9 protein-coding genes are annotated in these 13676 nt (G+C 59.6%); 8 read left to right on the top strand and 1 reads right to left on the bottom strand.

Annotated features, from left to right (window positions below; genetic code table 11):
* The first annotated feature begins 330 nt into the window (after positions 1-330).
* Complete coding sequence (locus JNN07_27880; GenBank protein ID MBL9171583.1) at positions 331-1821, top strand: hypothetical protein; 1491 nt, start codon at positions 331-333, stop codon at positions 1819-1821.
* 238 nt (positions 1822-2059) lie between these two features.
* On the opposite strand, the gene JNN07_27875 is transcribed toward JNN07_27880, so the two are convergent.
* Positions 2060-3634, bottom strand: coding sequence for a hypothetical protein (locus JNN07_27875; protein MBL9171582.1), 1575 nt, complete (start codon positions 3632-3634; stop codon positions 2060-2062).
* A 383-nt stretch (positions 3635-4017) separates the two neighbouring features.
* Between JNN07_27875 and JNN07_27870 the strand changes: the two genes are divergently transcribed.
* The 7 genes from JNN07_27870 to JNN07_27840 all read left to right on the top strand — a co-directional run bounded on the left by JNN07_27870 (position 4018) and on the right by JNN07_27840 (position 13291).
* Positions 4018-4737, top strand: coding sequence for a hypothetical protein (locus JNN07_27870; protein MBL9171581.1), 720 nt, complete (start codon positions 4018-4020; stop codon positions 4735-4737).
* A gap of 9 nt (positions 4738-4746) precedes the next feature.
* Positions 4747-6219, top strand: coding sequence for a hypothetical protein (locus JNN07_27865; GenBank protein ID MBL9171580.1), 1473 nt, complete (start codon positions 4747-4749; stop codon positions 6217-6219).
* The gene (locus JNN07_27860; GenBank protein ID MBL9171579.1) at positions 6216-7388 is read left to right on the top strand and encodes a hypothetical protein; all 1173 of its coding nucleotides are present in this window, start codon (positions 6216-6218) and stop codon (positions 7386-7388) included. The genes JNN07_27865 and JNN07_27860 overlap by 4 nt, the downstream gene beginning before the upstream one ends.
* A gap of 42 nt (positions 7389-7430) precedes the next feature.
* Positions 7431-9056: a PQQ-dependent sugar dehydrogenase gene (locus JNN07_27855; protein MBL9171578.1), complete on the top strand. Its 1626-nt coding sequence runs from the start codon at positions 7431-7433 to the stop codon at positions 9054-9056.
* 361 nt (positions 9057-9417) lie between these two features.
* Complete coding sequence (locus tag JNN07_27850) at positions 9418-9966, top strand: pyridoxamine 5'-phosphate oxidase family protein (protein MBL9171577.1); 549 nt, start codon at positions 9418-9420, stop codon at positions 9964-9966.
* Positions 9967-10343: 377 nt separating this feature from the next.
* Positions 10344-11009: a hypothetical protein gene (locus JNN07_27845; GenBank protein ID MBL9171576.1), complete on the top strand. Its 666-nt coding sequence runs from the start codon at positions 10344-10346 to the stop codon at positions 11007-11009.
* Between the two features lie 32 nt (positions 11010-11041).
* Entirely contained in the window at positions 11042-13291 is a 2250-nt protein-coding gene (locus JNN07_27840; protein ID MBL9171575.1) for an alkaline phosphatase, read from the top strand.
* The last annotated feature ends 385 nt before the right edge of the window (positions 13292-13676 follow it).

Below are 13676 nucleotides of genomic sequence, written 5' to 3'. Positions count from 1 at the left end.
GACGGACCCAGTCCGTCCTCTCCTTCTCAATCTTTTGCTTTCTTCCACGGGCACACTTGGCGATCCAGACTTCGATTAGTTATTTCGAACAATTTCCCTTCGGTCTTTGTTGACAAACCACATACCCGTCCATGGCGGTTTGAGATTCGGGTTTCCTCCCTTGGTGGCTTCGAGGCTTTGTGTGATGCATTCGTCCGTCCCGTTGGTAGCCCCCGATGGGCCGAGACGGCCCACACTACAATTGTAGAGACGTCCGTCCTCACCAAAACCAGGGCATCGTCTGCCAAGATCCGCCTAGAGAAAGTCATACCGAAGAACTAAGCTTCTGAAATGAACAGCTCCCTCCGTTTTTCGCTGCTTCCATTGCTGTGCCTATCCGTCTTCCCCGGTTTTCTGGCGTCGGCATTCGCTCAGTCCTGGCGCTATCAGCTGATCGAAGGAAGCCAATTGCTGGACGAATGCCCTCCCTGCGCCCGCCCATCCTTAGCCCTTCCGATGCGCGGGGGCTTTTCCATCACGCCAGAAACCACCCCAGCACCGCTGGAACGATTCCGCATTCACGACCTCTCTTTTACCGCCGGAAGCCACTTCGGACGGTTCTATCAAGTGACGGGCCAGGGCACCTATGAGATCTTTTCGGAGTTCGCCATCATCGAGCGCCTCTACCTGGAGCTCACCATTGACGATGGCAATGGACCGCGATTGTGCCTGCTCACCAACGCTCCGGCAAAGCGGGAACGGCGGTGGCCTATGTTGAAGCTCTCCGCCATCCAAACCAACGGCACCTTCACCCAGGTCTACCATCTCGACCTGGCCGCCGCTCCGTTCCAGGAATTGTGGTATTCTCTGAAACATGGCCTTCACAACGGAAACTGGAGCTTTCCAACTAATGGGGTCAGTGGAGGGGACCTGCTGGCCCTCGATGGACACATCGTCCACCGCTCTCGCGACCTGCTCGCCAAGTTCCAGCTAACACCGGAGGCGACCCAGTTGGATCCTGATCCCGGGCTGGACGCGATAGATATCTGGCCCGGAGGCGAGATCGCCTTCTCGATCTACCAGCCTGTGGTGAGTGGTGCCTTGGGGAAAACACTGCAGCCCGGATCACTGCTGAGTGACGGCGGATCGATCATCGCCCTCAACCCATCGCTGACACGCGCCTTCGGGTTCATGCCGCCCGTCCCGGATCTTGGTCTGGATGCAGTGCATCGGCTGGAAAACGGTGAACTCTATTTTTCCATCGAGACGGAGCAGTTCTCCGAACAATTGGGTGTCCAGATCGGTCGCGGCGATGTGTTGTCGGATTCCGGGCGGCTCATCCGCCGGAGCAAGGAGTTGCTCGAGCATTTCCACCCGATCGGACCCGGGAAGGACTACGGACTGGATGCCCTCTATATCTGGCCCAGCGGAGAGATCTGGTTCTCGACCGAGATCTCTTTCCAGGATGAACAGCTGTCCCATGTCGGCGAGGGTGATCTGCTGAGCGATCAGGGATACGTCGTCCTACGCCACCAAGAACTCGTAGGCCCATTTGCTCCCCTAGAAGACCTGGCCGACTTTGGACTCGATGGATTGTTCGTGCTCACCGACGTCGGTGCCAGGGACACCAAACCTCAAATCACAAAGATCCAAAAAGATCCCGCCACCAACGAACTCCGTTTGGACTGGGAAGGAAAGGGCCGCGTCTTTCAAGTGGAACGCTCCATCCAGGTCGCAGGACCGTATCAAGCCGCTGCGCCGCCAAGCACCAAACGATTCTTCCTCGAGAGTGGACCCAGCCTTAACGCACCAAGCGCCTACTACCGCGTTCGACAATGGTGATGCACAGGCTCCCCATGAACTGGGCCTCGTAACCTCGGCTCCTACAATCGCGCAATGCTGGAAGACACTCTTCACGCTATAGCCTCGGCGACGGCTGTATGTCGAACGGCACAAACGCTTCTTGATCCTTGTCATCCGTGCACGCAGTGCCACCTAGCCGCGCCCGGCGCCTGCGCAAGAGCCATGACGCTTCCGCACCTCAAAAAAGCCCACGCTCTTGCGCAGGCACCGGGCGCGGCTAGCGGACCAACTTGACGCGCCACACCGGGTTCGAGAGGTCCTTGGTGCTGATGAGGAGTGTCCGGGGCGTTCCGGTTCCCGAGATCACGGCCCCGTAGTCGGACCAGACTCCCGACGCCCCACGCAATTGGATCTGATAGCGTTGGCCAACCTGAGTATCGAACTCGATCTCAACTCCCCTGCGCACTTCCACCGAGACGGTCGGAACACTGGAGCTACGGATCGGATCGGAACCGTTTGCCACTTCGATGGCATCGGAGTATCCGTCGCCGTCCGTGTCGGTCTTGACGGGATCCGAACGATATTTGAGGACCTCGTCGCCATCACTCAGTCCGTCCGAGTCAGAATCGACCACCAATGGGTTCGAACGCCAAAGCCGAATCTCGTCCCCATCAGACAATGAGTCTCCATCCGTATCCGCCAAGCTCGGATTCGTGCGAAAGAACTTCACCTCGTCCCCATCTTTCAGTCCATCGCCGTCCGTGTCGGGATTGGTGCTGTCGGTCAGCTCAAGCTCCTCTCCGTCGGACAATCCATCGTCGTCCGTGTCCGGGTCGTTCATGTCGCTCCAATAGCCATACTCCAGCAGGTAACCATTGCGCGTCAGAACGCCGCCGCTCACCGTAGCATCGTTCCAAAAGGCCTGACCTCCGTCTTGATCGGCCGTCTCATTGCCCCAAATCATCAAATAATTTTCGGGAACCCCCTGACCATTCCCCAAGGAGTCGTTGCCGGGCTCATTGACTCGCCAGTTCGTGTAGCTCCAGATCTCTCCCGTCACCCATTGCCAACGACCTTCGGTCCCCTCATCAGTTCCGCCCAACCAGAGGTTCTTTCGGTCCAGGGCGGTGCCCAGCACGCTCTTGAGGTCGGCCCACTCTTGCGCCGTGACAACCGTGGCCAAATGGCCGCCCCGTCGCTCCGCATCGGCTTTGGCCTCCGTCCACGAGAACGAGCCAGCCACGATGGAATAGCGCGTTCTCCCCTGCTCATAGGCGTCCGATAGTCCATCCTGGTCGAGATCCGGTCCACTGAAGCGCTCGACACACGTGAACTCCGTCAATTTCTTGGCCAGGCTGCCATCGCCCAGAATCGGTGTGTTGTCCTGCGTCACCCCAGCGAGCACGAAATCTGGAATCAGATTCGATTTCTGCGGCCGAGCGTCGCGCACCTGCAGGGCCCTAGCCCAACTCGTCACGGTGCCATTGAGATTGTTCCAGATCCTCAGCTGAAGGCTGACCACGGTGTTGCCAAAGGTACCGGGAATCTCCAACCGAGATATTCCCTGGATCAGACCCGCTGTGGTTCCAGTGCGAAATCCTACGACCGACCCAGGGACGGGAATCAGAGTCGCTTCCTCAGCAGCACCTAGAGCAAACCAGAGCTCCGCGGAGTACCCAGTTCCAGAAAGTTTCACCAGCTCGTTGGTGGGGCCACGCGGACACTCATAGGCGTAGCGCTCTCGGGTCACCCCAAGGGTCGTTTGATAGGTCAGAAACCCATCTGCACACACGCCCCCCGCTGCGAGCATGATACCTCCCCAAATACCCCAAAGAACGGCTCTGTGATTCATAAAAAAACGGATCTGGGATGTGTGTGAAACTGATTGTGCCTTGTGTTGAATCGCACTAGAGCCTAGGTCACCAATAGTTGCAAGTGGGAACACAGACAATTCCCCGCCCCGAGCGCGACGTAGGACCCGATGGTCTCACACTAGGCTTCCTGAGCCGATGAACACAGCCCCAAACCAAATGGGAAGAAAAAACAGTTTTCTTCTCTGTCTGAACCGGGTTTCTCTCCGCCCACACTACAATTGTAGCGTCGCCCCCCTGCTGGACGATCTCGCGGAATCCAATTGCTTTCGCACCCGTTTCCGGTTACAGCAACTCTACTAGCCGCCAGAGGGTCCGACCCAACAAGGAATAACATCCCTCGGATGCTTGCATCGGTGCTGTTATGAAGCTCGCGCTTTCATGGGTTATGTTGCTCTTCGGAGCCTCGGTCTTGCATTCGCAGGGGGTGGTCGGATCAATCATCTACCACACGGCTCGAGGAGCCGGAAAGGTCGTTCCGATTTACGGAATCGATCCGCTCGATCCCACCTATTCGGTTCAAGGTGACAACCTCGCGCTCTATGCGCGTCGATCGCCGGTCTACGGAACGGATTATTGGGCCGAGCTCTGGGTGGGACCAGCGCGCGCCACGGAAACGGGGCTCTCCCCCGTCCCCAGTTCCTTGGTGCACTTTCGCGATGACGTCAGCGCGATCCGCGGCCGAGGTAGCCTGTCCATCCCCGGGACGCTCGGAGGTGATGAGATGACCTTTCAACTGCGCGTGTGGGCCGCTCGTTCAGCCAATGGGGATCTCATCAACAGCTGGGCCGACGTCCTCACCCACCACGATGTCCCGCGCGGGCTGTCGCTGCTGACGCCCCTCGTGCTCGGCAATGTCGCCGCCGACCAGCATCTCTACCTCCCGCAGAATTTGGCGTTTCATTTGCAAGGGTTCGGTCTCTTTATCGTGCCTGAGCCACACGCACTCTCCCTGCTCGCACTGGGCGCGGTCGCCGTCGGGCTGGCAGGCTGGGGTCAACCCCGATCTCGCCGTCCTTTCAGCCAGGCACGCCCGCCCGCATCCTGCCGTCCGTCCCGGCCAAGCCCACTCCCACCCCACTAACCCAATGCCATGAATACTGCGTCAACACGTGCTCGGACCCTGACTTTCGTTTGGATGCTGCTTCACGGGCTTCTGACAATCCCGCTTCTCGACGCCCAGGATACCGACCGGGATGGACTTTCCGACGCCTACGAACGGGGCGTAGGACGCTATCAGGTCATCGCCGGGAGCTTCACCTGGCACCAAGCGCGGATTGATGCCGAGTCCCGAGGAGGACATCTCGCCACCATCGTGAGCAGCTTCGAATGGGCTGATATGAAGCGGGTGCTGGGCACCGCCATGCTGGGAAAGAACCTCTGGCTGGGAGCCACCGATGAACTTGCCGAGGGCAACTGGCGATGGGTGACGGGCGAGCCTTGGAACTTCACCAACTGGCGGGTCAACGAACCTGGCAATGACTCCTTGGGCAATGGGCAGGGCGTTCCGGAACATTACCTCATGATCTGGGGCAACGAAACCGCCAGCCGCGATGGCGACCAAGCCTTCTGGAACGACGCCACCGTGACCGGAGGGGTGTTGGCACGCGACGGCTATATCCTGGAGCGTGGCTACTGGACCGACATGAACGATCCCGATACCGACGATGATGGTTTGGCCGACAGTGAAGAGGTGTTCGCGCTGCCGGCCCTGGAGCGGATCACCGCTTCGTTGACCTGGAACGAAGCCCGCGCCGATGCGGAGGCCCGCGGGGGTCATCTGGCTGTGATCACCACAACCCCAGAGTGGGAGAGGCTCCTCCAAGTGCTCGGCACCAATTCACCCAACGAAGGGTTGTGGCTCGGTGCAAGCGATCTCACCCAGGAGGGACTCTGGCGCTGGATCACCGGTGAACCATTTGCGATCACCCGATGGGCGGCCGGCCAACCCGACAATGCCGGAGATCAGGACTATCTGCTGATGCTCGGCAAGTTCTGGATCGATTCTCAATCGAGCATCAAGGCCAGCTATGTGCTCGAGCGTGAGGGAGTCCAACCCACCGACCCGAACAATCCTGACAGCGACGGCGATGGGCTTCGCGATGGCGACGAAGTGAGGTTCTATCGCACCGATCCGAGAAACCTCGACACCGACAGGGATAGCCTTTCGGACTTTGACGAACTGCGCAACTGGCGCAGCAATCCGCTCGTGGCCGACAGCGACTCCGATGGGTTGAGTGACGGTGATGAAGTGTTCACTCATCGCACGGATCCCACCAAATCTGACAGTGACGGCGATGGTTTTTCGGACAAGCTCGAGATCACCTATCATTCGGATCCATTGGCCAGCTCCAGCATCCCAAGCCCGCCCACCCAGATCTTCACCGCCGTCGAAATCCTGTTTAACTCGCAGCTGGGCGCTACCTACCAAATTCAGATCATCAACGACCAGAACGCCTGGACCGCTTTCGGGCCCAGAATCACCGGGACGGGTGCGCAAGTCAGTCGACTGATCAGCACTCGCGGATCATCCCAGGCCTTTTGGCGAGTCGTGCTTGTGCCATGAAAATATCCAGCCGCTCCCAGCACGCTGAAGGACCCGATCGACGAACGCGACGCTCGATGGGACTGGCCACCGTCTGCCTCGGCCTGGTCCTGGGGAGTTTCGCGCCCTCGGCCGCCGCCCAGGATACCGATCAAGACGGCTTGCCGGACGCGTGGGAGCGAGGATTTGGTCGCTATGAGATCATTCTGGGGTCATTCACCTGGGAGCAGGCATCGTTGGATGCTCGGGCTAGGAATGGCCATCTGGCTACCGTCATCCATCGGTTGGAGTGGGAGGACCTGAAGACCGTGTTGGGAAGCGCTTTGACGGGGAAAAACTTGTGGCTGGGTGGAACGGATGAAGGTAAAGAAGGCACGTGGCGGTGGGTCACCGGAGAAGCCTGGAGATTCGAGAATTGGCGTCCCGGGCAACCCGGCAACGACTCGCTGGGAAATGGCGGTGGAACCCCTGAAAATTTTCTGATCATCTGGGGCCGAGAGCTGCCGGCACTGGAGGCACCCTTTGCGTATTGGAATGATGTTACCCTCAGCGGGAGCATTCTTGCACGCGATGGCTATGTGCTGGAGCGGGGGACCTGGACAAACATCATCGACGCCGATTCGGATTTTGATGGATTGACCGACGCCGAGGAAAGTCCGTTGCACGCGCCCTATGCCACCTCCACCGACCCAAATACTGCAGATTCCGACGGCGACTTCTTAAGCGACGGGCTGGAGTTGAAGGCCTACCACACCGACCCTGCCAACCCGGATACAGATGAGGACGGCCTATCAGACGGCGGGGAGATCCTGAATTGGCAGACGAGCCCGTTCAAGCCGGACACCGATGGCGATGGGCTGCTGGACGGGCGGGAGCTTTTTGTTCTACAGACAAACCCCCTTAAGCCGGACACCGACGGCGATACGTTCGCGGACGGCGAAGAAATCACTGCGGGCACCAATCCTCGCGATCCCAACAGTTCGCTGATCCAGAGACATCGCGAATACACCGCTGTGGAGGTCGAGTTTCAAGCGTTGGTCGGGGTATCCTACCAGCTCCAAGCGTTGAGCCCCGCTGGCTCCTGGGAATCCGTGGGTGCGAAGATCACCGGAACAGGCGCCTCCTCTCGCCTCATGTTGAGCACGCGGGAGGCGCCCATGAAAATGTGGCGAGTGATCCTCGCCAAGTAACCGAGCGCCGAACAAGGGTTTCGTGCGAGTCTAAGAAGTGCCATGAAGTCTGTAGTATCGCGGGTAACTCCCGCCCTTTGGATAGGCTTGATTCTTTCGGGGCTGCCGACGGCTCGCGGGGCCGACGCCCGGCCGCAACCACGCGATCCCCGGATCCAAATTCGACGGCTGACGACCGTCAATGATGTGGCCCCACCCTGCCGCATCGCCAAAGATCCCCGAGACCAACGTCTCTACTACATGACCCTGGGAGGCAGCATCTACCGCCTTACCGTACAACCAGGTGAAGATCAGTCGCTGAGAACACGCATCGCTGATTCCAGTCACCATGCCCAGACCAACACGATGGGATTTGACATTGGACCCGACGGCACGTTCTACGTCGTCGCCAATCAGACTCAATCGACCAATTCCGCACTGACCGCCGCCTACGTATTGCGTGGAGAGGAACGACCAGGAACCGAGGGCCGGCTCTGGTCGGTCGTCGCGCACACCGAACCCTACGCCCGCAGCAAGACCGCCTTCGATCACGTGTTCAATGCCGTCGAAGTAAGTCCCGATGGCGCCACTCTCTATCTGAACAGCGGTTCCCGCACGGACCATGGGGAGATCCAGTCGGCCGACGGCGCCTTTCCGGGGCTGCGCGAGGAACCACTGAACGCGGCCATCTTCCGCGTGCCGGCCCGAGGCAACGACATCCTGTTGCCACGAGATCTCAACGCCTTGAAAGCCGACGGCCGGATCTATTGTGAGGGCATCCGAAATACCTTCGATCTGCGCTTCTCACCTTCGGGGGAACTGTTCGGTGCGGAGAACGGACCGGATCGCGGTATGTCGGACGAGCTGAACTGGCTCCGTGAAGGTGAGCACTACGGATTTCCCTGGCGGATGGGTGGAGCCGATAATCCTCAGCAATTTCCTGACTATGACCCCGCGCTGGACAAGCTGCTCGACTCACGCTTCACCGCTGTCAAAGGCGGTTACTTCAACAACGATCCCACCTTTCCCCCCGCCCCGGACCGGATGCTGGAGCCCATCGGGAACCTAGGACCCGATGCCGATAAGTTTCGCGATCCGATCGACGGCCTGATCAAGGACGCCAGTGATCTGGGCATGAAGCTATTCACGTTCACCACCCATCGATCCCCGCTGGGACTGGTTTTCGATGAAGACCGCGCCCTGGCCGCGCCTTACCGAGGATGTGCGTTTGCCATGGGCTTCATGGGCGGAGACGAGACCGGCGACCGCTATCCGGGTCCGTTCCAGGACGCAAGCCGCGATCTTCTCCGGCTTCGCTTGCACAAGACTGCCGACAACTATGACGCGGAGGTCTACAAACTCGTGACCGGTTTTGTGGATCCCATCGACTCCGAGATCATCGGAAATGTGCTCTATGTCATCTGCTATGGCGGGGAGCGAGCCATCTGGGAAATCACTCTACCCGCGGCCGATGCGGTAGAACTCACAGCGCCGATCTGGACCCCCTTGGGCCTCGCCTTCACCTTGAACGTCGGAACTCAGGGGCTCTATGCGCTTCAGGTATCGAGCAACCTTCTCGATTGGACCACCCTCTGGACGCCCACGTTTCCTTCCGGCAGCTCCTATTTTCTCGATGGTTCCGCCGCCACCAACGCAGGAGCACGTTTTTACCGCACCTGGAAACCCTGAGGAACTGAACGTTCAACCCCGTGGGACAACTCTAAGACAAGACCCGAACCGCTCCTGTGGCCGCAAGAAACGAAAGATGACGAAAGAACTTTTGAGCCCAGGCCCTCAGCCGCTGTATCCGTCCGCTTCTTTCGCCTCTTTTCGTTCTTTGCGGCTAATGCCGGAGTCCCTGCTCACAAGGCCCCTCCCTTTTGGGTAACCAATCTCTTCGTGGCTTTGTGGCTTCGTGTGATACACTCGGCCGTCCCCTCCCACGCCCCCCGATGGGCCGGCACCCCGACTAAGGTGCGGGGCAGGGCTGGCCCACACTACTGTGTAGCGTCGTCCTTGCGCCTCTCGGCTCGGCTGCTACGCTGCTCGCGTGAGCAAAGCACACGACTCCATCGACTCAGCACTGACCTCATGGATTGCCAAGCAGCGCATGTTCTTCGTCGGCAGCGCGCCCTTGTCGGCTGATGGCCACGTGAACATTTCGCCTAAAGGCGGAGACGCTTTCCGAGTGCTCGGTCCGCTCGAAGTCGTCTACCAAGATTACACCGGCAGCGGTGCAGAGACCGCGGCCCATCTGCGCGAGAATGGTCGCATCGTGATTCTGTTCTGCGCTTTTGAAGGCTCACCCAAAATTGCACGCCTCCATGGCACAGGAACCCTGGTAACCCCGGGCCATCCGCGCTACGGAGAACTCTGCCTGCACTTCCAGGACAACCCGGGGACCAGAGCCTTTGTGCTCATCCAGGTCACCCGCGTGTCAACCTCGTGTGGCTACTCGGTTCCGCTGTATGAATTCCAAGGCCAACGCGACGTCCTCGACGAATGGGCCAAGAAGCAGGGCCCTCAAGGCGTCGAGGAGTATCGCCACCGGAAAAACCAGCGCAGCATCGACGGCCTGCCCGCATTCGAAGGGCTTTGACGAGACGGCGTGGGAGCTGCAGGAATCCTCCACCGAGAACGAGGGTCATTTCACCTGATTCCTTTTTCCACGCTGTTCCGGAACCCATAGGGGTTCACAGAGATTAGCCGGGCGATCGCAGATCCCCGGTAACCCATTCCCATTTCACCGCACCCTGCAGGGCGTGCCACGTCCCTTTCCCCGGTCAAAGGGACGGCCGTGGTTTCTCACACAAAGCCACGAAGCCACGAAGCCACGAAGCTCTCGGAGGGATCCCTCAAGTAATTTAAAAAAAGCCCAACCTGCCACGAATAAGTCCCTGAACGCTCTTTTCCTTCGAACGATGCCAACACTGTGCGACGGGCGGTTATCGAAGGGCACGGAGCTTAAATTGTTCTATGAAACCGATCCTATTTACCGTGCTCCTCTCGCCATTTCTCAGCCTCATCGGATGGTGTGCCCAGCCCACCGCCGATTCCGCCATCTGGAGCCGCCTTTTGGAACAAGCCTCCACGGCCGCTGCTAATAGCAGTTACCAGAACCCGGGCTGCCTTCCACATGCAGCCTCCACAGGCTACTTCCCCCTCGTTTGCACGAACGGGGGAACCAAGCTCCTACCGCTGCCCGCATTGGATCCTGGTGTCGCCGAGATCAAATTTGGAGAGTTCTTCCAGAAACCGATTGGTCCCCGAGGGCTCCAGCTCACCGAGAAGCTTAAGGCCCTGGACGGACGTCGTGTTCGACTCCTGGGCTACATGGTCCAAGAAGAACGGGCCATCGCCGGACGTCTGCTGCTAGCCCCCTTCCCCGTGCAACTGCACTCCCATGACAACGCGCTAGCCGACGACCTGCCACCCAGCACCGTGCATGTGGTCGTCCCACAAGCCGCTTCAGCCCCACTCTCCTTCACCCCCAAACTTCTTCTGCTGACAGGCACCTTGAGCCTGGGAAGCCGCCCAGAAGCCGATGGTCGCACCTCGTTGGTACGACTGATTCTAGACCCGGTCAAAAACCAGCCCTCTCTCACCCAGGCCACCGCCCAAGTCAAACTCCAAAACCCCTGACCATCCAACGCCAACACCCAATCCACCTCCCTATGAAACGGACGAATCCACGACTTCAACTTCCCAAACCGCCACAACGCGCGATCGGCATCGCTAGCCTAGCCCTCCTGATCGGGGCCAGCCTTGTCCTCACCCCAAGCGATCTCGACGCCGCCGCTCGGGTGACTCGCCTCACACCTCCCAGCAATCTGTTCTCCAGCGGGAACCCGAACCTTCCCATCGTCTCGCGCTTCCTTCCGGGCCAGCGCTTCGACATTCAAGCCACCATTGCGCCAGAAACCGGGAAAACAATCACCGCAGCTCGCTTCCTAGTCGATGAAGCTCTCGTTCCAGGCAGCGTCTCTCTCGTTCCCGCGACTGCGGCAAACGCCGTGACGAACTCCATGATCGCCTCCCTGCGAGCCTATGGCGTCACCTCCCCCGGAGTTCACCTGCTGAAGGTCGAGGCGGAGCAAAGCGACGGCCAGATGGTGACCGCCCTGGGCAGCTTCGAAATCGTTCCGTTGACGCCCACGAGCTGGGGGGCCAAGAACATCATCATTCTCATTGGCGACGGCATGGGCATCGCCCACCGCACCGCCGCGCGCATCATGGGCTCGGGGGTTTCCTTGGGAAAGGCTCGCTCGCCGATGGCGATGGATCGATTTCCATTCACGGGACTCGTCACGACTCATTCCTTGAATTCGATTGTCACCGACTCGTCCCCGGGGGCTTCCTGCTACGCAACGGGCAACAAGGCCAACAACAATCAGCACGGCGTTTTTCCCGACGACACGACGGCTAACTTTGACAACCCTCGCGTCGAATCCATCGGTGAGTTTCTGCACCGTACTCAGGAACGTTCGCTGGGCATTGTCTCCACCACCGATCTGTTCGATTCCACTCCCGCGGCCTTCGGTTCTCACACCCAGGCGCGCACGGCAGGAACCGGCATCCTCGACCAGTTCTATGACGAGCGTCATGCCTCGGGCCTGACAGTCCTGCTCGGTGGGGGCCGGAAATGGTTCCTCCCTGCCAGTACCGCGGGATCTGGACGCACCGCTGCGACCGACTACACGCTGCCAGCCGACGTCGCGGCTGCCTGGGGCGTGCCCTCCGGGGCCGTGGACCCAGAGCGAGATCTGCTGGGCGATTTTATCAACGACGGGTTCGTCTACGCTCACGACGCCACCTCTCTCAAAGCCGTGCCCAGCTCGACCCAGAAGCTCTTGGGACTCTTCAATCTCTCCAACATGAATGTCGCCAAGGACAAGATCGACAAGCGCCGCACGCCCGGCGAGCCGGGTGTCGTGGACGACTATGGCTTCCCCGATCAGCCCATGCTGGATGAGATGACCGACAAGGCACTCGAAATTCTGAGCCAGAATCCCAAAGGCTTTGTGGCCATGATCGAAGGGGGGTCGATCGACAAGATGGCTCATCTCATGGACTCTGAGCGTTGGATTCTCGACACGCTCGAGTTTGACCGAGCGATCGAACGTTGTCGGAAGTTCGCCCAGGAGCATCCCGACACTCTGGTCATCGTGACCGCCGACCACGAGTGCGCCGGGGCGAACATCATCGGAGCGTCTCGGGTGAGTCATGCCGATTTGGTCACCCGCGCTGCGTCGGGCGGAGGCACCAACCAACTTCGCAACGGCGTCGTCGGAACCTTGGATCAGGCGGGCTTCCCCCGCTATTCGATGGCCAACGACGGCTACCCGGCCACGACCGACATCGATAACCGCATGTTGATCGGCTACGCGTGCAATGCGGATCGGTATGAGGACTGGATCACGAACCCACGCCCGATGCAGCATGCCTCCCACGGCATCATGACCACCCCTCCGCTTCCCGGCCACCCCCAGAGCCCGACCGACCGCGACACCCAGGGCAATCAGTTCATCCCGGGAAACATCGCGGATCCCATTGCTACCCATACGGCGTCCGACATCCCCCTCTCGGCCATTGGACGCCATGCCGCCATCTTCAGCGGCGTGATGGACAACACCGATGTGTTTTTCAAAGTGATGCGTGTGGCCTTGGGAGACTCCGGCATCCGGCAGGAACTAGTGGAGAAGCTCGGCGACCCGGGGACCGTGAGCTTCACTGGCAATGATGACCAGGGCGCGCGCCTCAATCTCCAGGGAAGCCCTGGAGGCACCTATGTCTTGCAGGGTTCAAAAGACTTAGCCGCTTGGGACGATTTGGTCACCAGCGACAACCTGGGTGTAGGCCAGGCATTCCTGGACACCCAAGCCCCAAACCAGCCCCAACGCTTCTATCGTCTTCGTTGGCGCTAGCAGCTTGTCGGACCTGTCCCCACCGGATGTGAATCGAGGTCATGGCGGGACGAGCGTCCCCTACAGTCTGGACTGTAGGGGACGACGTCAGGAGTCCTCGGACCCGCAAATTGTTCTCGATCCAAGGAAGGGAATGGTTGCCCACGGAGCACGCGGATCACACGGATCTAAGCCATAAATGCCAAGAGAGACTTTTGAACCGCGATGGACGCAAAGGACGGGTATGTCCGATACCGAGGAAGGCCAAAGTTGATCCTGGCCAATCCAATGGAGTTCAGAGTTCAGATCTCCTCCCATGTCCCACATCGCGTCCTTTGCGTCCTTTGCGTTTTAAAGTCCGGGCTCCCTCCCCCACGGCTGGAGTTTTCCTCCGTGTGGTCTGCGT

Source organism: Verrucomicrobiales bacterium (assembly GCA_016793885.1).
Lineage (GTDB): Bacteria > Verrucomicrobiota > Verrucomicrobiia > Limisphaerales > UBA11320 > UBA11320.
This window is presented reverse-complemented; position numbering and strand designations above follow the sequence as displayed.